The organism is Achromobacter sp. UBA4530, from assembly GCF_002388205.1.
In the GTDB taxonomy this organism is placed as follows: domain Bacteria; phylum Pseudomonadota; class Gammaproteobacteria; order Burkholderiales; family Burkholderiaceae_B; genus Achromobacter; species Achromobacter animicus.
The window spans coordinates 1-18,522 of record NZ_DGMA01000015.1 but is presented as its reverse complement, the minus strand read 5'-3'; the positions used below and the strand labels follow the sequence as shown (position 1 = coordinate 18,522).

Below are 18,522 nucleotides of genomic sequence, written 5' to 3'. Positions count from 1 at the left end.
ATGAACCTTCACCAGTGGCTTGCGGACCGGGGCATCGATGCGTCGTCGCGCGGCGCCCACGTCCTCTTTCTTGCGGAGATGTCGGCGCACCCTGAGCTGCGCGCCCGGCTGGAGTTTCACGATCAACCCTACCGGCTGTTGTGGAAGCTGGAAGCGCAAAGCGCGCTGGAGCAACATGCGCCGTGCCTGTTTCAGGCTCATGCCGAGTCAGCCTTCGGCCACTGGCTGGGCAGCACGATCAGCACATTTGCGCTGACCGTCCTGCTCGCTCGCGATGACATCGATGCCATCGCGTCGCGTCTTCGCCGGTTCACCAAATTCCAGGATGGCGGCAGCCGCTACTACCTGCGCTTGGGTGATCCCGCGGCGCTACGTCTCTACATCGACTCCATCGCCCACGCGCCCGAAGTCCTGACGAGGCTGTTTGGCCACAAGGGCGTCGAGGCTTTCCACCTTCACGCGCCGCGCATTGCCCTATCGCGGCAAGTCGCGCCTAACTTCGAGCAAGGCTGGGACCATCCGGGCCGCAACGGGTATCTGCTCTGGACAGACGCGCCTCCTGAATCGGGGCAGACGTAATGGCCCTGCTCACCCTCAATAGAAAACAACTTGAGCTGGCGGCAACTCGCGAGACCGACCGCCAATTGATTCAGTACATCCGCGGCGCCCTGGCAGCCGTACTGCCTCGATTGCCTGCGTCGCAGGCACTGGTCGAGCCTTATGTTCAAAACGCGGGGCGCCAGGCCATCGAAAGCGGATTTGGCGAAGGCGGCTATTACAGCTTCTATATCCTTACCGGCTTGCTGCTCGGCCCCATGTGGGATCAGGATCCGTTTTTCCTGGGGAAAATCGACAAATATCTGGACGCGCCTGGCATGGAGCCAGGCGCCCGCATTGCGTTGGCCATGGACGCCGTGCTCGATACGCGCCGGGCGCTGGAGGCCGTGTTGCCCGAGCTGATCGACGTAGCCGTGCAATCGCTGAGCATCCCCCCCGAACGGTTCACGCCCGGGCACACCTGGCTTGCCTTCGAGCGGATGGCGCACATCCGCGGTTGTCAGCCCCACCAGATCCTGCCGCTGTTCGAACGTTTCGAAATGGGCTTTCGCCTCGGCAATGGACTGCCCCCCATCCGCCGCGAAAAGCTCCCAGGACACATCCAGGTCGCGTACGAGGCACAGGGCATACCGCTGCCCAAGCCAAGTGACGCCATCCGGGACCTTGACCGGCTCCAACTGCAGAACTTCCACGGAAGCCTTCTGCTCGGGCTGACCTACGGTCAGTCGTTCTCCAACAACCTGTTTCTCGTGCGCCTCGTGCAGACGCTCGATGCCGCCAGCCAGCCACATGACTATCAGCACCACTTGAAAGGATTTTTTCTCTCGCACCGTGAAGCCCTGATGGAGAAGGTCATTGAGTAACGATGCCGTGGCGGCAAGCTACAACAAGCTGGCGCAGGATGCGGCAGACGGAACCTTGCCAGCCCCCCAGAAGATCTGCACCGAATGCCCCATGCCGGGCCCGATCTTCTCCCTGAACCCGGATGGCGGCCCGCGCAATGCCGACCTGTATCTGGGAATCCCTTCCGAGGGAACCGCCGCAACGTACCGGTGGTTCATGGACAACCCATGGATCCGGAACAAGGAACGCAACTACCGCGATACCTTCCTGCTCCGGGTGCTGCACGAATTCGGCACCGCATACGGCGACGCGGGCCTGGCGGAGTTCAGCGCGTTCCTGTCGGTGCAGGAATGCGAAATCATCTGCCTGGACGATGAGATCGCGGATGACGTGCTGTCGCCCGCCGTGCTCGACGAGTTCGGCCAGCGAACCCGCGACGGCCTCGGGTTTCAGATCCAGCGCAACTTCGTGTTCGCGGGCGGCAAGCTCTACTACCTGACCTTCACCACGGTCACGTGGCAGACTGCCAACCGCACCGAGTACATCGGTGATGATGGCCAGATAAGTCACAGCATGCCGTTCACGTGGGACATCCCAACGGGCTTGTACCTCATCGAACGGGCGGCCAAGGATCTGGCCGCCGGCTTTGAGCGCGCCAAGGCGAAGATCCACATCTGGGAGGCCATCAAGGGTTTCTTCGAGGTCGCCACGGCATTGCTGGCATTTGCGCCCGTCGCCGGCCAACTCGCGCTGGGCGTGCGCGGGGCCGCCTCGAACCTGCGCTACCTATTCGTGGCCATTGATCGTGCGCTAGCCCTGGATGCGATGGCGGATGGCACAAACCGGATGATCACCGGCGAAGGATTGAGCATCGGCGAGAAATTCTTCGAATCGCTTGCCGCGCTGTCCGACCCCAAAACTGCGGAAGAGCGCGGCAAGCAGGTCTTCATGAGCATCAACCTGGCGATGCTCACGCCGTCCGTCTTCGGATCCGCCCGCTGGATGATGCGCCGGATCGGCGACAAAGCGGTGAAGGTGGACACCAAGATGCTGAGCGAGGAAAAGCTCAGGCGGCTGGGGCAGCATAAGCATGGCGAGGCGACGGTGCTGGAAACGGTGGTCGACACCCGCGAGCGTGTCCCGGGCGGGGGCAGCATGCGGGTAGTCGAAACCTATTCCCCGGATACCAATAAATCCAGGTTGAACGTTGATGCGAAGACGGGCTCGGGTGATTTTTCCATCATCGTCAATCGCGTTCGAGAGCGGGTCGCCCTGCGTGCGGTGATGATCGATACCGCGCGCAAGGGTAGAGGTCTTCGGAACGTGGTGGGCGATGCGGGCGAGGAGATCTTCGCGGCTGGGATGGTGCGCCACTGGGGCGTAAAGCCGGAGAACATCCTGGGCTACAACGTGAAAAATGATGGCCCCAGCAAGTTTGGCCTGAAGAACAGGAGCGGCCACGGACTCGACATGCTGGTCAGGGTGCCGCCGCCACCGGAAATGCAGATTCGCGTGCCGAAGTCCGAGGCGCGGGATCACATCGAGGGATTACGGGGGTCGTCTGAGTACAAGACGTTGGCGTTTGCGGAGGAGACGTTGATCGTGGTGGAAGTTAAGACCACGTTGGGGAAGGGTAAGACGACGGAGCTTTCCAGGGAGACGCAGAGGTTGGGTGGGGAATACAACACTAAACGGGTGGCAAAACTGGCAGAGGGCGGCGGACCGTACTGGAAGCGTGAGAGGTTGTTGGAACTAGATCCCTCTGCTATGGAGAAATTGGAGGTTATTGAGAATGCAAGGGCGGATGGCAACATCAGATTTATGCACGCTCAGGTATTTCTCGATGCTAATGGGAATATCAACTCCCTCGTAGGGAAAGGCGTTGGTCAGGGCTCGGGTATTCAGCTCAACGATTGGCCAGGGATGTGATATGGAACAGAAGAGAACAAAATCAAGATTGGAAAAAACCCTACCAAAAGTTGATGAGTGGGCAAAGGACATGTGGCCACCGAGTGATCGCTTGACCCGATATCTGTCCGGCGAGAGCGACAAACCAGGGTTGGCGGCTATAGATCTGTACAAGTATGGAATGCAAATGTGCGCGCAAGGTCTTCTAGACGCAAAAGGAGGTCGGCTCAGCCAAGCCATAGACCTCATGGCTCTTGGCCTTTCGCGAAGGACAATTTCTTACGTTATTCGAGTTCACCGCCTTCACGGAACGACTCGAGATGATGTCGAAGACCTCGATGGCCTTACTGCCCTGATGTTTGGATCTGTCGCATTGGGCCGCCCGGAACTAGCAAAAATCCTATACCGGACTGTGCTTGCGGGCATCGAAGGAGGCTATGGTGTTCGTGATGGCCACGACCTACCTATCGGCTCGACTTTGCGCTACGCCGGCTTCGGCCTGACCATCATCAGCAATTGGCTAGGCCAACCCCTGGACCTGGACAAGCACGCCCTGCCTCGCGATCCGGCCTGGGCGCCCTTGGTATCGCAATGGCGCGAACCCGACCTCGACAAATTCCTGCCCGCACTCCTCTCCGCCTGCGACGTCCACGTGGACCGCATCGCCATCACCTATCGCGAGCACGAAACCAACGCCGAAGAGTTCGAGTTCAGCACGCCGCTCCTGGCCGTACACCCTACGGAAATCCTGGCCGTCCTACGCTTGCGTGATCTGCTCGGCTTACCCAACCCCGCGCATATCGACCACCCGCTAATGCGGACACCCTATGCGCAAATCACCTGCACACCGGCGTTCCTGGCCTCGCTTGGCCAACGCGACGAGCTGCTGGAGCGCTTTCTCGAGACCGTGCGCCGCCGGGATCCGGCGGTGTTGCCTGCGGGGCTTTGAGCCGCATCCCCGTTGACGGAGCGCTGAGCCTCGGCGATGCGCTTCGGAAATGCGGAGTCGCGTGCCGAAGGCCTTCAAACAGCAGTCGTCGATGCGGAAGGGTGTGACAGGCCTGCCGGTCGCGACTTCACGCCCGCTCGATGCCCGCCGGCGGGGCCGGCGGCGCCGCCACGGGTTCGCGGTCGCGGCCGATCATGCGCTTGATGCCCAGCCATTGCTGCGACCAGAACCCGCGTCCGTAGTCGCGTCCGCCCAGCTCGGCCTGCTGGTCATGGATGCCCGTGGGACCGTAGCCCACCCCAAACCGCGCGGTGCGGAACAGCACGTCCCAGATCGGAAACAGCGCGGCGAAGTTGTAGCCGCCCACCGGCCCCGGCGACGAGGCGTCGTAGGCGATGGAATGGTGATGGCGATGAAAGCGCGGGCTGACCAGGAGGCGTTCGCCCAGCGCGCCGAAGTGCATGCGCAGATTCGCGTGCGAGAAGCTCTGCGCCAACTGGGTGATGGCCACCACCATGACGAACTGCGCGGGCGGCACGCCCACCAGTTGCGACACGAACACGACCAGCACGTCGCGCAGCATGTCGTCGAGCAGGTGGTTGCGGTCGTCGCTCCAGATGGTCATCTGGCGCTGGCTGTGATGCACGGCATGCAGCGCCCACAGCCAGCCGAAACGGTGCTGCGCGCGATGGTAGAAGTAATCCACCGCATCGAACAGCAGCAGGTAGATGATGAGGCTGACCCATGCCTTGTCGGTCACGCCCGGCCAGTACTGATCCAGCTGGAACGGCGCAAAGCCCCACACGTGCAGCTGGCCGAAGATGCTGTCCCAGAACGGGTCGATGGTGAAGAACAGCAGCAGCCGGAAGGCGCCCAGACGGTGGATCAGCGTGTACAGCACGTCGATGCCGATCTGGCGGCGGTCGGTCACCGGCTCCACGGGACGCAGGCGCTGCAGGGGGCCCAGGACCAGCACCAGCACCGCGATCTGGATCAGCCCGACCAGCAGCCACATGGTGGCGTCGTAGGCGTCCTCGATGAAGTTGCTCAGGCCCAGGTGGAACAGCGCGGGCTGAATCGCCGTCTCGAAGAGCCATTGCTGGCTGTCCCCGAAGAGTTGGCTAAGCGTATCCATGATCAGTGATGCGTGGCGATCCAGTCGCGATAGGCCGGATGGGTGTTCAAGGTGGCAAAACAATAGCCCTTGCGCTGCAAACCTTCAATCAGCGGTTCCAGCACGCCGGGCGCCCACGGGTCCTGGCGCGACCAGATGCCCAGGTGCGCGAGCAGGATGTCGCCGGGCTTGATGGTGCGCAGCGCCTGGTCCAGCAGCTTGGCGTTGGGGTATTTGTCGCTGGGCAGCTCATCGCCCAGGAACCCGGCCGGCGACCAGCCCACGTGCTCGAAGCCGCAGGCCTTGGCCGCCTTCAGCAGCGCGGGCGAGGTCTTGCCGCCGGGCGCGCGGTACAGCGGCAGCATGTTCTTGCCCGTCATCTGGTGAAACCGGGTGACGGACCGTTTGATTTCGGCGCAGTATTGCTCGGCGGTCCACTCGGCGCGCTTGCCGGCGTCGGGCCCGGCGCTGGGTTTGACGCGGAACTTGCCGCCCGGCAGGTCGCCCTGCCAGTAGACGTGGTCGTAGGTGTGCGAGGCAAAGGCGTGGCCTTCGGCGGCGCGCGCCTTCCACCAGGGCGCCCACACGTCGTCCAGGCTGGTGCCATCGGTCAGCGTGCGCTCGTTGGCCAGAAAGAAAGTGACCTTGACCTGGTGACGGGCCAGCACGTCGGCCACCAGCGGCGCGACGCCCATGTGGCCGGTGTCGAACGTCAGGTAGACAGGCTTGTCGCAGGTGGCCTGCGGGGCCGCGCCGGCGACCGAGGTCGCCAATGCCAGGCACAGGACCGCGGACCGGGCTTTGCCCTTAGCGGGTCGGCGCATGATTCAGGGTCCATACGCCGTGCGGCGACTTGCCCACGGGCACCTGGTTGACGACCTTCTTCTGCTCCAGGTCCACCACCGTCAGCTTGCGCGCCCAGCGCGAGGTGACCAGCAGCGTCTTGCCGTCGGCCAGCACGTCCATGCAGTCTGGGCCGCCCGGCACCGGGAAGGTGTCGACGACGGCCAGCGTCTGCAGGTCGATGCGGCTGATCGAGTTGGCGGTGCGGTTGCTGACGAACAGGTGGCGGTGGTCGCCCTGCGCGCGGAAGGCGTGCGCGCCCGCCGCTGTCTGGATGCGCTTGACCAGCTTGGCCGGGCCGTTGCTGACGTCATAGGCTTCCACGTACGAGTCGCCCGTCAGCGCCACCAGCAGCGTCTTCTGGTCGGGGGTCAGGAAGACGTCAGCGGGCGTCTTGCCCGTGGAAACCGTCCACTTGGGCGTCTGCGTGGCCAGGTCGATGGCGATGAGCTGATCGCTGTCCTGCAGCGAGACGTAGGCCGTCGTGCTGTGCTTGTCGATCATGATGTGGCTGGGCGTCTTGCCCGCCTGGATGCGCTTGACCAGCGTCAGGTCAAAGCCCTTTTCGAGCGGCTTCCAGGCATAGATGTCGATGTGGTCCAGGCGGTTGGCCGCCGTGACGAACCACTTCATGTCCGGCGAAAACTGCAGCTGGTAGGGATCGACGATGCCGGTCAGCGTGCGCTGCACTTCGCCCGTCTTGGGATCCATCAGCGTGATGGAATCGCCGGTGGCGTTGGCAATCATCAGCGACTTTTCGTCGGGCGTCAGATACAGGTGATGCGGCTCTTTGCCGGTGGGCACGCGCCGCAGTTCCTTGTAGGTGGCCGGATCGATGATGCTGACGTTGGCGTCCAGGGAATTCAGGACAAAAATCGGGGCCGAAGCCGCCGCGGCGCTAAGCGCCATCCCCACGCCGAACAGGGCGTAGCGGACAAAAGACATGGGGTTCAATTTGGAGATCCGGCAAGGGGAAATCGGGCAGGCACCCGGTGCTCGCCATTTTAGGCACAGGCGCCTGACAAATGGGTCACAGGTGACGACGGAAACGCGGCGCGGCGGCAGGCTTTGACGGCAAACACGCAAGCCTGTTGCGACCCCGCAACAGGCACGTGAAAAGCGGCATACGGCCCCGAAAAAACCTACCTGGCAGGCGCCGGCTGACCGTTCGCATCCACCCAGTTTCCAGTTCGGATATCGGCGTCTCGCAAGGCCGCCGCGCGGGAAGCCGAGGACGGTCCCAGGTCACTCTCCAGCACGCCGCCTTCCGGCCCCACGACAAACGTGCCGATGCCCGTGTGCCCGTAACGCGCGGGCCAGGCCACGATGCGGTACGTATTGCCCGCGCCACCCGGCAGCACCTTGTAGCGATAGCCGAAAAACGCGTCGTCCACGGGCACGTCGGGCCCCATCGCCAGCGCATCCGGGCCAAAGGCCTGCTGCGGCGCACCGGGCACGTCGGGCCAGTACAGGCCGTCGCGCTCGCCGGCTCGGCTGACCAGCCGCGTGGCGTACCGGCCCTGGCCGACCCCTTGCGCATACCGGGTCTGCGCGGCCTGAAGTTCCTGCAGGGTTTCGATGGCGGTCAGCTCATTGCGGTCGATGGCGCGGCGCTGGATCTCCGCCTTGCCCGCCACCGGGTCGAATCGCCATCCCTGGCCGGCGCGCACCAGCGGCACCGGCAGCGTCCACCCGGAATCGCCGACCGCCACCCACGAACGCCCACCGTCGGCGACGATGTCGTGCTTGCGCACCCACGCCGCCAGGTAGCGATAGATGTTTTCCTGATCGACGCCGCCCGGCACGAGCTGCCGGTGGTTCGGACCCAGCACGGTGCGCAGGGCGTCGACGTCGTTCAAGGCCAGCGCATCGGTAAACGCCTGCGCCGCCGCCTGGGCGCTGGGATACACGGCCTGCGACATGGCGGGCGCCGCCACGCCCAGCCCAAGGGCCGAAGCCACGCACAGCGCGCGCAAACGAGCGATCGTCATAGAAAGTCCCTTGTCCATGGTGCCTATCTCCGGCCGCCGCCGCCGCGCCCGCCGCCACCGCCGCGATGGACGCCTGCCCCGCCGCCACGATGCGGCGCGCTGGCGCCGGTGCTGCGATGCCCGCCGCCGCCGCGGCTCATTTCGCCGCGCTGGTTCTGCTGCCGCATGCGGTCGCCGTCGCCCGCCCCGCTCAGCGCGTTGTGGCTGTTCGACGCGCGCGCCCGGTCGCGCGCGGCCGTCTCGTCGGCGCGCTGGCGCTGGGCGGCGGCCTGCCGGTCCTGGATCGAGATGCCGGACGTCCCGACGCTGGACGCGCCGTCGCGCGGACGATCCTGGGTTGAGACGCCCGTTGCCCGGTTCTGAGCGCGATCCTGGGTCGAGACGCCGGTTGACCTGTTCTGAGCGCGATCCTGGGTCGAGACTCCGGCCGTCCCGGCGCTGCGGTCCCGTCCGCCCTGTCCGGCTTGCGGCCCCTGCCCTTGCCCCCGGCCCGCCGCGCCGTCGCCCCGGCCTGCCCCCTGGCCGCGTCCGCCGTCCGCGCCGGAATGACCCGCGATCGGCTGCCCGGTCCGCCCTTCAAAAGACTGCGCCGCCCGCTGCCTGGCGGCATCGCGTGACCCGGCCACCGGCGCCGCGCCCGCCGCGCCAAGCCCTTGGCCGCCCGCCTGCGCGCGGTTCTGCAAGCCGGCCTGCCGCTGGCTGTCGAAACGCTGGCGGTTGGCGGCGTCCGCGTACGGCGCGTTGCCGCGGTTGGCGGCGTTGTGTTGCCACGTCGACCGGTTGTTGTTGACGTTGTTGCGGTCGATGCGATTGTTGACGTTGATGTTGTTGTAGCGATCCACGTCGATATCGATGTCGCCATGCCCCCAGTTCGCGTCGCCCCACATCGAATTGATCGCCGCGACGCCGATGCCGAATCCGATCCCGGCCACCAGCGAACTGGCAAACACCGACCCCGGCGGCGGGGGATAGTAATAAGGCGGATACGACGGATACGCCCACGCGCCATAGACCACCGTCGGGTTGTAACTGGGCACGTAGACGACTTGGGGATCCGCCGGCTCGATCACCACAACCGTCTTGTCATTCGCGGTGGTGGTCTTGACCGTCTGTTGCGGCGTGCTTTTCAGGTTGCCGGCCTTTTGCGCCTGGGTGCGCAGCCGCTGGACGGAATCCATGACGGCCTCGGGTTGCGCCAGGAACGCGTCGCCCACGGACTTCACCCAGCCGGGCTCGCGGCCCATCATGTCCATGACGGAGGGAAAGGCCACCAGCGACTTGACGCTGGGATCCCAGGTTTCGGCGTCGACGGCTCGCACCGCATCATCGCCGGACTGGTTGGCGTTTGCGGCCGACCATTTGGCCGCCGCCGCGACGTCATCGGGGTACGTGGATCCCATCAGGATCTGCGACAGCAGCGCGTCCGGATAGAGCGCCACGGGCGCCATCAACTGATCAAGCTGAGCGTTGCTCAGCTTGGTCTGCGCCATGGCGGGAAAAGAGAGTGACAGCCCCAGGCAAATCAGGCCGAAGAACCACGTTCGCAGTCGCCGCATTTCCGTTCTCCGCACACAGAGCAAGACGCCACAAGCCAGGAGGGAACCGCCGGATATCGCGAAGACAATATATGCCTAACGCTGGCCGTTTGGAAGCGCCAGCGGTAGTACGCCCGAACCGCGCCTATCGGCCTACAGCTTGGCGACGGACACCTCGGTCGCCTTCACGAATGCCAGGACCTCGGTGCCGATCTGCAGGTCCAGTTCCTTGACCGAGCGGGTAGTGATGACCGACGTGACGATGCCGGCGGGCGTGTCGACGTCGACTTCGGACACCACCGGGCCGAGGATGATTTCCTTGATCTTGCCGCGGAACTGGTTGCGGGCATTGATGGACTGGATGCTCATGGTGTTGCTCCTGAAAGGTGAGGATGGCGCCAGGGCGGCGCCGGGTTGTGCCTGCCGGCCCGCGGCGTCAGACCGCGAGCCTCAGATGCCGGATCTGGATGACAGGCGCAAGCGGCCTGCCGTCCGGACCCGGCGTGTCGGGTTGTCCCAGCGCGGCGCGCAGCACGCGCGCCTCCAGCGCCGTAAAGGCGGCCGATCCGCGCACGCGCGGACGCGGCAGGTCCACCCGCACGTCCAGCGTCACGCGGCCCGCGTCCAGCACCAGGATCCTGTCCGCCACGGCCACCGCCTCGGCGGCGTCATGGGTGGCCAGCACGGCGGTAAAGCCTTGCCGGCGCCATGCGGCTTCCAGCTCGCCCTGCATGCCGATCCGGGCCAGCGCGTCCAGCCGGCCCAGGGGCTCGTCCAGCAGCAGCAGGCCGGGCCGGTGCGCCAGCGCGCGGGCGAGCGCGACGCGCTGGCACTGCGCGTCGGTCAGGCTGGCGGGCCACTCGTTGGCGTGGCGCGCCAGGTCCACCTGCCGCAACGCGGCAAGCGCCCGGTCGCGCTCGGGCAATCCCAGCGCGACGTTGTCGATCACGCGCTTCCACGGCAGCAGGCGGGCATCCGCCCGCAACGCGCGAACACGATGGTCTGGCGCCCACAGCGGAAAGTTGTCTAACAGCACGGGCGAGCGCTGCGGCGCGCCGCCCTGTTCGCCGGTCGGGGTGGCTTCGCCGGCCAGCATCCGCAGCAGCGCGCGCTTGCCGCTGTCCGCACGCCCCACCACCGCCACGAATTCCCCCGCGGCAATGTCAAGGTCCAGCGGATGCAGCACGTCGCCGCCAACACGCCCGGCCAGCCTGCGCAACGTCACACGCAGAGGCGCAGGACGCGCGGCGTCCTCGTCCGGCGCGTTGTCCCGCTCGGCGCGGTAAGGCGCCTGCAGGTGCTGGAAGAGCTCGAACTCGTTGGGGTGGATGAACATGGCGGCCTGCCGGCGTATGCCCCTGTCCGCGGCCCTAGCGAGCCGCCTCCAGCTTCTGCTGGTAGTCGGTCTTCACGAAGCCGGCGAACGACTTCTCGGTGACCGCCAGAAACTCCGGCGACGCGTAGGCCGCTGCGATGTCCTTGACGAACGGCTTGTCGCGATCCGCCGTGCGCACGGCCACCAGGTTCTGGTAGGTGGGCGTCGTCTTTTCCAGCGCCAGCGCCTCGGTCAGCTTCAGACCTGAGGCCAGCGCGAAGTTGCCGTTCACGAACGAGAAGTCGGTGTCTTCCAGCGAACGCGGCAGTTGCGCGGCTTCCAGCGGGATGATCTTGATCTTCTTCACGTTGACCGCCACGTCCTTCTCAGACACCTGCAAGGGGTCATAGCCGTCGCGCAGTTTCACCCAACCCAATTCCTGCAACACGACCAGCGCGCGCGCCTGGTTGGTGGGATCGTTGGGTACCGCCACGCTCACGCCGTCGGGCGCCGCATCGACGCGCTTGTACTTCTTGCTGTAGATGGCGATGGGCGCGGTCGGCACCTTGACCAGTTCGGACAGTTCAAGCTTGTTCTTGGCCGCGAAGTTCTTCAGGTAGACGATGTGCTGGAACGCGTTGGCGTCCAGCGCGCCCTGCGCCAGCGCAAAGTTGGGTTGCACGTAATCGTTGAACTCGACGATCTTGACCGTATAGCCCTGCTTTTCCAGGATGGGCTTGATGCCCAGCTTGATCTGGTCGCTGTACGGCCCGGCCGTCGCGCCGAACACGATTTCTTTTTTGGCGGGGTCGGCCGCGTGGGCGGTTCCCCCGAAGGCCAACACGGCCAGCACGGCGAGCGTCGGGGCGAGGCGATTGGTAAGCAGCATGAGTGTCCTTTGGGGTCAGCGTTTGTCGATGCGTCGCGCGACGGTATTGCCGGCGAACTGGATGATCTGCACCAGCACCACGAGCAGCGCCACGGTCAGCACCATCACGTCGGTCTGGAAGCGGTAATAGCCATAGCGGATGGCCAGGTCGCCGATGCCGCCGCCGCCCACCACGCCGGCCACGGCCGAGTAGGACAGGAAGCTGACGGCCAGAACCGTCAAGGCCAGCACAAGGCCCGAACGCGCCTCCACCAGCAACACGCGGCGCACGATCTGCAATTCCGATGCGCCCGCGGCGTGCGCGGCTTCGATCACGCCACGCGGCACCTCGCGCAGGCATTGCTCGACCAGCCGCGCGAAATACGGAATGGCCGCGAACGACAGCGGCACCGCTGCGGCGACCGGCCCGATCGACGTTCCTGCAATCACCCGCGTAAACGGCACCAGCGCGACGAGCAGGATGATGAAAGGAAACGACCGCACGGTATTCACTGTCCAACTCAGCAACCGGTGCAGCACCGGACGGTCCAGCGATTGGCCGGGCCCGGTCAGGAACACGAGGATGCCGAGCGGACCGCCGAGCAAGATGGAGGCGGCCAATGCAATGGCCAGCATCAGAAAGGTCTGTCCGACCGCCACGCCCAGTTCGGGCAGCAACTGCACAAAGGTGTCCAGCATCATGCAACCTCTTCGTAGGGGTGGGTGGCTTCGCGAATCAACTCGCGGCCCAGCGGCGAGGACAGGTGCACGTTGGCGCCCGAGATCTCTGCCTGTTCCAGCACCTCGCCGTTTTCCATCACGGCCACATGACGGCAGAGTGCGCGCACCACGGCCAGTTCGTGCGTGACGATGACGATGGTGACGCCCAGGCGCTTGTTGATGTCGCGCAGCACGCTCAGCACCGAGCGCGTGGTTTCGGGGTCGAGCGCGGAGGTGGGCTCGTCGCACAGCAGCACGGCCGGCTCGCTGGCCAGCGCACGCGCGATCGCCACACGCTGTTTCTGGCCGCCCGACAACTGCGCGGGATGGCTGGCCGCCTTGTCGGTCAGGCCTACGATCTCCAGGCAGTCGCGCACGCGGTCGGCGATCTGCGTCTTGCTGCGCCCGCCGTGCACGCGCAGCGCAAAGGCCACGTTCTCGAACACGGTCTCGTTCTGCAGCAGGTTGAACTGCTGGAAGATCATGCCGATGTTCTGCCGCGCCGACCGCAGGTCGCGCTTGGACAGCGCGGTGAGTTCGGTGCCGGCCACGCGCACGGCGCCCTCGTCCGGCCGCTCCAGCAGGTTGATGAGGCGCAGCAGCGTGGACTTGCCCGCGCCGCTCTTTCCGATGATGCCGAACGTGTCGCCGGCGCGGATCGACAGCGACACGTTGCGCACGGCGTCAAAGCGTCCCGCACGCGTGGCAAACGACTTGCTCACCGCATCCAGGCAGATGACGGGCTGCGGCACGGCGGGGATGTCGGGAATATCGGTCATTGCGATTGCATCAGGAATAGGCGGTGGGTTCGGGCGCCTGGTCAAGCAGCGCGTACCGACCCAGGTCGCGGATCTTGTAGGACACCGGGTCATGCAGGGTGTGGACGCGCGCGTTGCGCCAGTAGCGGTCGTAGCCGTAACGCGCGGAAGTGGCGCTGGCCCCTGTCACTTCAAACAGTTCCGAGCCCACCGCCAGCGCGGCGCGATGCGCCAGCACCTTGGCCTGTGCACCGGCCACCGCGACGTCGCCGCGTTCCTGCGCCGTGACCGACGGTCCGCGCGCCAGCGCCGCGTCCAGCTTCAATCCGGCCAGATCGGCCAGCGCCTCCGCCGCCTGCACGCGCAGCCAGAATTCGCCGAAGCGCTCCTGCACGTAGGGATCGTCGACATGGCGATCAACGCCGGATGCGAACCACGGCCGCGCCTCGTCGCGCACGTAGCGGCGTGCCTCGTGAAAGGCGCCGCGCGCGATGCCCAGATAAAGGTTGGTCATGATGAGTTGCGCTACCTGCGAACGCAGCGTGGCGCGGGCGGTGGGGGTGACGCCCGGCGCCTGCAGCACCTGGATGGCTTCCAGTCGCACGTGATCGAAGCGCACCGTGCCGCTGTCGGTCTGGCGCTGGCCGAACGCATCCCAGTCGGGATTGACGGTGATGCCGTCGGCCTGCGTGGGCAACGCGGCGATCAGCGCGGTGCCCGAAGGCTTGTGCCAGGCCGAGAATGTCAGGAGGTCCGATCCGACCGAACCGGAACTGAAGCTTTTCACGCCGTCGATGCGGTAGCCGTCCAGCTCCGCGCGGGCGATGACGCGGCGGTCCAGCGGATTGAGCGCGTTGCCCCAGAAGAGCTGGCGCTCGGCGGTGGGCGCCAGAAAGTAGGCCTGCTGCTCGGGCGTGCCGTACAGCAGCACGCCGGCGACCTGCAGATGATGAAAACCGAACACGTGCGCGAGCGCGCTGTCGACTTCGGCCAGGCGGCGCACCGCCGCCAGCACGGTGGACCACTCCGCGCCCGTGCCGCCGTAGGCGGTGGGAATGGACAGGCGAAGCAGTCCGCTGGCGCGGATGCGTTCGCGCTCATGGGCCGCATGACCGCCCGCGCGGTCGCGTTCGACGGCGGTGGCAGCCAGTTCGGCCGCCAACGCTTCCAACGCAGCGCCGGCCGCATCGGTCGCATCGGCCGCTCCGGCGCTGGCGCCTTCATCGTGGCGCGCTTGGCGCAACAGGGATATCTTGGCCATCAATCGATCCTTGAAAACAGTTCGGGCCGATGCGCCGGGCTCCAGCGCAGCAGGTGGCGCGCAAGCAGGTGCACCAGCGCCTGCGACGCCGCGCTCATCGCGGCATACAGCGCGATGCCGAGCAACAGCAGGTCGGCGCGCGCGGCGATGCGGCCGTGCTCGGCCAGCAGGCCAACGCCCGACGGCGCCGCAAACACTTCCAACGCCACCAGGATCAGCCACGCGAGTCCCAAGCCTTGCCGCAGCCCCGTCAGGATCGACGGCAGTGCGCCAGGCAGGATGACGTGCAGGAACAGCGCCCAGCCGTGCAGGCCATGAGACCTGCCCGTGGCGATCAATCCGGGATCCACCGCGCGGATACCGCGCACCGTCTGGCGGTAGATCGGAAAGAATGCGCCCAGCGACAGCAGCGCCAGCCGGGCCGCCTCGCCCACGCCGAGCCACAGCAGGATGAGCGGCGCAAACGCGAGCACGGGCACGACGCCCAACGCCTGCAGCAAGGTGTCGGCCTGTTTGCCGGCGCGCCGGGCGGTGGCGTTCATCGCGCCCAGGATCAAGGCCGCCCCGCCACCCAACACCAGGCCTGCGAGCACGCGCAGCAGGCTGGCGCCCGCATGGCTCCACAGCTCGCCGCTGCGCGCCAGCGCCACCGCGGCGGCGGCAACCGTCGATGGCGCGGGCAGCAGGCGGCCGGACAGCCAGCCGGCCTGCGCGGCGGCCTGCCATGCCGCGAGGACGAACAGGGAGGCCAGCAGTGGAGACAGCGCGGGAGCCAGAACGGACACCAGCCAAGGCGCGGCCCGCAGGTTCGGGCTGGGAGGCTTGCGCGGGGCAGACATCAGCTTGCCGCTTCCTTGGGCACCAGCTCGGTCGCCATGACTTCGCCGAAGGGGCCGGTGAGCACGGTGCTGCCCGGCTTGCGCTCGCCCTTGCCGGGCAGCAGCGGGAACACCAGTTCGGCAAAGCGGTACGACTCTTCCAGGTGCGGATAGCCGGAGAAGATGAAGGTGTCGATGCCGAGGTCGGCGTACTCCTGGATGCGGGCGGCGACGGTTTCGGGATCGCCGACCAGCGCGGTGCCGGCGCCGCCGCGCACGAGGCCGACGCCCGCCCACAAGTTGGGCGAGATCTCCAGGTGCGCGCGGCCGCCGTTGCCGTCGGTCAGCTTGCCGCCATGCAACGCGGCCATGCGGCGCTGGCCTTCGGAATCCATCTTGCCGAACGCGGCCTGCGCGGCCTGCACGGCGTCTTCGCTGAGATGGCTGATGAGCTCATCGGCCGCGGCCCACGCCGCTTCGTTGGTCTCGCGCACGATGACGTGCAGCCGGATGCCGAAGCGCACGGTGCGCCCATGCCGCGCGGCGCGGGCGCGCACGTCGGCGATCTTGCGCGCAACGGCATCGGGCGGTTCGCCCCAGGTCAGGTAGACGTCGAGCTGTTCGGCCGCGAGTTCGTGCGCGGCTTCGGACGAGCCGCCAAAGTACAACGGCGGGTACGGTTTCTGGACGGGCGGATAGATGACCTTGCCGCCCTTGGAGACGAGCTGCTCGCCTTCGAAGCTGAAGCCTTCAGCCTGGTGGCTGTTTTCAAGAATGCCGCGCCAGATCTTGAGGTAATCAGCGGTGATGGCGTAGCGCTGGTCATGGCTGACGAAGACGCCGTCGCCTTCGAGCTCGCCAGGGTCACCGCCGGTGACGACGTTGACGAGCAGGCGGCCTTCGGACAGACGGTCGAAGGTGGCGGCCATGCGCGCGGACACCTGCGGCGAGCTGACGCCGGGGCGGATGGCGACCAGGAACTTCAGGTTGCGGGTGGCGCCGATGAGGCTGGAGGCGACGACCCATGCATCTTCGCAGGACCGCCCGGTGGGTAGCAAGACGCCGTCATAACCGAGGGTGTCGGCGGCGACGGCGACCTGGCGGAAGTAGTCATAGCTGGCGGCGCGCGCACCACGGCTGGTGCCAAGGTAACGGGAATCGCCGTGCGTGGGGATGAACCAGAAAACATCCATGCTGAAACTCCGGATCAGACGCTGAATCCGCCCGCGAGCGCGAGGCGGCCAAGGTCGTAGGCAGGGTGAACGGCGCCGGCGCGCGGCTGCACGTGTTCGGACAGGCGCTCGACGGAATCCTCCAGCCGCCCGCGCACGTCGTCGTCGATGTCGGCGTTGCCCAACTCGTCGAGGCGAACCTGTTTGTCGGTGGCGTAGACGCCGGCCAGGATGTGGCGCGCGCCCAGCGCGGACAGCACGGGCTTGAGGCCGTATTCGAGGGCAAGCAGATGCGCGGGACTGCCGCCAGTGGCGATGGGCAGGACGACCTTGCCGGCGAGCGCCTTTTCATCGAGCAGGTCGAGCACGGCTTTGAGGCCGCCGGAGAACGACGCCTTGTAGACGGGCGTGGAGATGAGCACGGCATCGGCAGCCGCGACCCGCGCACGCAGGGCGCCGGCGGCCGCGCCGGTGTAATGCCCTTCGATGAGTTCTTCGGCGGGGATGTCACGCAGGCCGAGTTCGCTGATGCCTAACCCGCGTGCACGCAGGATCTGTGCGGCGTGGCGGAGCAATGCGGAGGAACGGGACCGCTGCGACGGGCTGCCCGCCAGGGTGAGGATGCTCATGATGATCTGCCGGGGCAATGCGTTAGAAGGCGGGAACAAGCGAGCCTTTGAATTCGCGCTCGATGTAGGCGCGGACTTCGGGCGATTGATATGCGGAGACCAGCTTCTTGACCCAGGGCTGGTCGCGGTCTTTGGTGCGCACGGCGATGAGGTTGGCGTAGGGGCCATCGGCAGCCTCTCGTCCGATGGCATCGCGGGCGGGCACCAGACCGGCCTGTTCGGCGTAGTCGTTGTTGATGGACGCAGCGGTCAGATCATCAAGAGACCGTGGCAGCTGCGCAGCGTCGAGCGCAATCAGCTTGAGCTTTCGGGGGTTGGAGACGACGTCAAGCGGCGTGGCGGTGTTCTTCTGCTCGGCCTCGGGCTTGAGGGTGATGAGCTTGTAGGCGGCAAGCAGACGCAGGGCACGGTTGCCGTTGGAGGGATCGTTCTGAATGCCCACGGACGCGCCTTCGGGCAGCTCGTCGAGCGATTTGATCTTGCGGGAGTAGAAGCCTAGCGGCGCGGTGACGGTAAGGCCGACGGGAACGATGTCGAAGCCGCGTGCCTTGATCTGGTTGTCCAGGAAGGGCTTGTGCTGAAAGGCGTTGGCGTCGAGGTCACCGGCGTTGAGGGCGGCATTGGGGAGTTGGTAGTCGTTGAATTTGACGAGCTTGATCTGCAGGCCGTCGCGGGCGGCGACTTGCTTGACGACGTCGAAGATTTTTTCAGCGGTGCCTACGGAGATGCCTACTGTGATGGTGTCCTTGCTGTTGTTCTGGGCTTGTGCGCTTGTGGTGAACGCGAGCGTGAGTGCTGCTGTGGTCAGGAGGCGGAGCAAGGAGGCCATTTCGTTTTGTGTCCGATGAGGTGAATGCTTGATGAGGTGATTCTGTCATCGGGGTTTGCGGGCGAAAAATACTTAGTCGATATGAGGTTATGTGTGCACAGGGTGGGGTTGTTAGCGCGGATGGTGATTTGGTTGCTGGTGGAGGGTTGGGTTCTTCTTAAGACGTCGGGTGCGGCGTGGGTCCGGTGATCGAGTTCTTAAGACGTGCGGCACGTGGCGGCCGGCGCGGTGATTGAGTTCTTAAGACGTCCGGCACGTGGCGGCCGGCGCGGTGATTGAGTTCTTAAGACGTCCGGCACGGTGGCGGCCGGCGCGGTGATTGAGTTCTTAAGACGTCCGGCACGTGGTGGCCGGCGCGGTGATTGAGTTCTTAAGACGTCCGGCACGGTGGCGGCCCGGGGTGCGCGGGGC

The 18,522-nt window shown here is 66.0% G+C and carries 19 protein-coding genes; 4 read left to right on the top strand and 15 right to left on the bottom strand.

All coding sequences use genetic code 11. From position 1 onward, the window contains the following. The 4 genes from B2W22_RS13565 to B2W22_RS13550 are packed head-to-tail and all read left to right on the top strand — an operon-like array spanning position 1 to position 4,258. On the top strand, positions 1-579 hold the full coding sequence (locus tag B2W22_RS13565; protein ID WP_286938125.1) for a DUF4123 domain-containing protein: 579 nt from the start codon (positions 1-3) through the stop codon (positions 577-579). Further along, the gene (locus tag B2W22_RS13560; RefSeq protein WP_175123737.1) at positions 579-1,421 is read left to right on the top strand and encodes a hypothetical protein; all 843 of its coding nucleotides are present in this window, start codon (positions 579-581) and stop codon (positions 1,419-1,421) included. The genes B2W22_RS13565 and B2W22_RS13560 overlap by 1 nt, the downstream gene beginning before the upstream one ends. Beyond that, the gene (locus tag B2W22_RS13555) at positions 1,414-3,330 is read left to right on the top strand and encodes a hypothetical protein (protein ID WP_286938124.1); all 1,917 of its coding nucleotides are present in this window, start codon (positions 1,414-1,416) and stop codon (positions 3,328-3,330) included. Before B2W22_RS13560 ends, B2W22_RS13555 begins: the two co-directional genes overlap by 8 nt. A 1-nt stretch (position 3,331) precedes the next feature. Then, positions 3,332-4,258, top strand: coding sequence for a hypothetical protein (locus B2W22_RS13550; RefSeq protein WP_286938122.1), 927 nt, complete (start codon positions 3,332-3,334; stop codon positions 4,256-4,258). A gap of 127 nt (positions 4,259-4,385) precedes the next feature. Here B2W22_RS13550 and B2W22_RS13545 read toward each other — a convergent pair whose 3' ends face one another. The 15 genes from B2W22_RS13545 to B2W22_RS13475 all read right to left on the bottom strand — a co-directional run bounded on the left by B2W22_RS13545 (position 4,386) and on the right by B2W22_RS13475 (position 18,111). Next, a complete protein-coding gene (locus B2W22_RS13545; protein WP_175123739.1) occupies positions 4,386-5,393 on the bottom strand; it encodes a sterol desaturase family protein in 1,008 nt (335 codons plus the stop codon). A 2-nt stretch (positions 5,394-5,395) separates the two neighbouring features. Then, positions 5,396-6,196: a polysaccharide deacetylase family protein gene (locus tag B2W22_RS13540; protein WP_175123740.1), complete on the bottom strand. Its 801-nt coding sequence runs from the start codon at positions 6,194-6,196 to the stop codon at positions 5,396-5,398. After that, entirely contained in the window at positions 6,180-7,160 is a 981-nt protein-coding gene (locus B2W22_RS13535) for a hypothetical protein (RefSeq protein WP_056565095.1), read from the bottom strand. Before B2W22_RS13535 ends, B2W22_RS13540 begins: the two co-directional genes overlap by 17 nt. Before the next feature lie 197 nt (positions 7,161-7,357). Beyond that, positions 7,358-8,206 (bottom strand): DUF2950 family protein, encoded by an 849-nt coding sequence (locus B2W22_RS13530; RefSeq protein ID WP_286938119.1) that lies wholly within the window; start codon positions 8,204-8,206, stop codon positions 7,358-7,360. 23 nt (positions 8,207-8,229) lie between these two features. Next, entirely contained in the window at positions 8,230-9,762 is a 1,533-nt protein-coding gene (locus B2W22_RS13525) for a DUF3300 domain-containing protein (RefSeq protein ID WP_286938117.1), read from the bottom strand. A gap of 132 nt (positions 9,763-9,894) precedes the next feature. Beyond that, a complete protein-coding gene (locus tag B2W22_RS13520) occupies positions 9,895-10,110 on the bottom strand; it encodes a TOBE domain-containing protein (RefSeq protein WP_175123743.1) in 216 nt (71 codons plus the stop codon). Positions 10,111-10,177: 67 nt separating this feature from the next. Further along, positions 10,178-11,077, bottom strand: coding sequence for an ATP-binding cassette domain-containing protein (locus tag B2W22_RS13515; protein WP_286938115.1), 900 nt, complete (start codon positions 11,075-11,077; stop codon positions 10,178-10,180). A gap of 34 nt (positions 11,078-11,111) precedes the next feature. Continuing rightward, the gene (locus tag B2W22_RS13510) at positions 11,112-11,945 is read right to left on the bottom strand and encodes a MetQ/NlpA family ABC transporter substrate-binding protein (RefSeq protein ID WP_254594972.1); all 834 of its coding nucleotides are present in this window, start codon (positions 11,943-11,945) and stop codon (positions 11,112-11,114) included. Between the two features lie 15 nt (positions 11,946-11,960). Continuing rightward, positions 11,961-12,623, bottom strand: coding sequence for a methionine ABC transporter permease (locus tag B2W22_RS13505; RefSeq protein WP_056566920.1), 663 nt, complete (start codon positions 12,621-12,623; stop codon positions 11,961-11,963). Further along, positions 12,623-13,423, bottom strand: coding sequence for a methionine ABC transporter ATP-binding protein (locus B2W22_RS13500; protein ID WP_286938113.1), 801 nt, complete (start codon positions 13,421-13,423; stop codon positions 12,623-12,625). Before B2W22_RS13500 ends, B2W22_RS13505 begins: the two co-directional genes overlap by 1 nt. A gap of 10 nt (positions 13,424-13,433) precedes the next feature. Then, on the bottom strand, positions 13,434-14,663 hold the full coding sequence (locus B2W22_RS13495; protein ID WP_175123746.1) for an acyl-CoA dehydrogenase family protein: 1,230 nt from the start codon (positions 14,661-14,663) through the stop codon (positions 13,434-13,436). Continuing rightward, positions 14,663-15,502 (bottom strand): ABC transporter permease subunit, encoded by an 840-nt coding sequence (locus B2W22_RS13490; RefSeq protein ID WP_175123747.1) that lies wholly within the window; start codon positions 15,500-15,502, stop codon positions 14,663-14,665. The genes B2W22_RS13495 and B2W22_RS13490 overlap by 1 nt, the downstream gene beginning before the upstream one ends. After that, positions 15,502-16,674: an FMNH2-dependent alkanesulfonate monooxygenase gene (gene ssuD / locus B2W22_RS13485; RefSeq protein ID WP_175123748.1), complete on the bottom strand. Its 1,173-nt coding sequence runs from the start codon at positions 16,672-16,674 to the stop codon at positions 15,502-15,504. The genes B2W22_RS13490 and ssuD overlap by 1 nt, the downstream gene beginning before the upstream one ends. Positions 16,675-16,688: 14 nt before the next feature. Beyond that, a complete protein-coding gene (gene ssuE, locus B2W22_RS13480; RefSeq protein ID WP_056565117.1) occupies positions 16,689-17,282 on the bottom strand; it encodes an NADPH-dependent FMN reductase in 594 nt (197 codons plus the stop codon). Between the two features lie 22 nt (positions 17,283-17,304). Further along, on the bottom strand, positions 17,305-18,111 hold the full coding sequence (locus B2W22_RS13475) for a MetQ/NlpA family ABC transporter substrate-binding protein (protein WP_239216405.1): 807 nt from the start codon (positions 18,109-18,111) through the stop codon (positions 17,305-17,307). Positions 18,112-18,522: the final 411 nt, after the last annotated feature.

Coding starts and splice junctions, on each gene's coding strand:
- B2W22_RS13540 (WP_175123740.1), bottom strand. CDS start 6,196: ATGCGCCGACCCGCTAAGGGCAAAGCCCGGTCCGCGGTCCTGTGCCTG.
- B2W22_RS13505 (WP_056566920.1), bottom strand. CDS start 12,623: ATGCTGGACACCTTTGTGCAGTTGCTGCCCGAACTGGGCGTGGCGGTC.
- ssuE (WP_056565117.1), bottom strand. CDS start 17,282: ATGAGCATCCTCACCCTGGCGGGCAGCCCGTCGCAGCGGTCCCGTTCC.
- B2W22_RS13550 (WP_286938122.1), top strand. CDS start 3,332: ATGGAACAGAAGAGAACAAAATCAAGATTGGAAAAAACCCTACCAAAA.
- B2W22_RS13490 (WP_175123747.1), bottom strand. CDS start 15,502: ATGTCTGCCCCGCGCAAGCCTCCCAGCCCGAACCTGCGGGCCGCGCCT.
- B2W22_RS13560 (WP_175123737.1), top strand. CDS start 579: ATGGCCCTGCTCACCCTCAATAGAAAACAACTTGAGCTGGCGGCAACT.
- B2W22_RS13565 (WP_286938125.1), top strand. CDS start 1: ATGAACCTTCACCAGTGGCTTGCGGACCGGGGCATCGATGCGTCGTCG.
- B2W22_RS13475 (WP_239216405.1), bottom strand. CDS start 18,111: ATGGCCTCCTTGCTCCGCCTCCTGACCACAGCAGCACTCACGCTCGCG.
- B2W22_RS13535 (WP_056565095.1), bottom strand. CDS start 7,160: ATGTCTTTTGTCCGCTACGCCCTGTTCGGCGTGGGGATGGCGCTTAGC.
- B2W22_RS13500 (WP_286938113.1), bottom strand. CDS start 13,423: ATGACCGATATTCCCGACATCCCCGCCGTGCCGCAGCCCGTCATCTGC.
- B2W22_RS13515 (WP_286938115.1), bottom strand. CDS start 11,077: ATGTTCATCCACCCCAACGAGTTCGAGCTCTTCCAGCACCTGCAGGCG.
- B2W22_RS13545 (WP_175123739.1), bottom strand. CDS start 5,393: ATGGATACGCTTAGCCAACTCTTCGGGGACAGCCAGCAATGGCTCTTC.
- B2W22_RS13530 (WP_286938119.1), bottom strand. CDS start 8,206: ATGACGATCGCTCGTTTGCGCGCGCTGTGCGTGGCTTCGGCCCTTGGG.
- B2W22_RS13510 (WP_254594972.1), bottom strand. CDS start 11,945: ATGCTGCTTACCAATCGCCTCGCCCCGACGCTCGCCGTGCTGGCCGTG.
- ssuD (WP_175123748.1), bottom strand. CDS start 16,674: ATGGATGTTTTCTGGTTCATCCCCACGCACGGCGATTCCCGTTACCTT.
- B2W22_RS13520 (WP_175123743.1), bottom strand. CDS start 10,110: ATGAGCATCCAGTCCATCAATGCCCGCAACCAGTTCCGCGGCAAGATC.
- B2W22_RS13495 (WP_175123746.1), bottom strand. CDS start 14,663: ATGGCCAAGATATCCCTGTTGCGCCAAGCGCGCCACGATGAAGGCGCC.
- B2W22_RS13525 (WP_286938117.1), bottom strand. CDS start 9,762: ATGCGGCGACTGCGAACGTGGTTCTTCGGCCTGATTTGCCTGGGGCTG.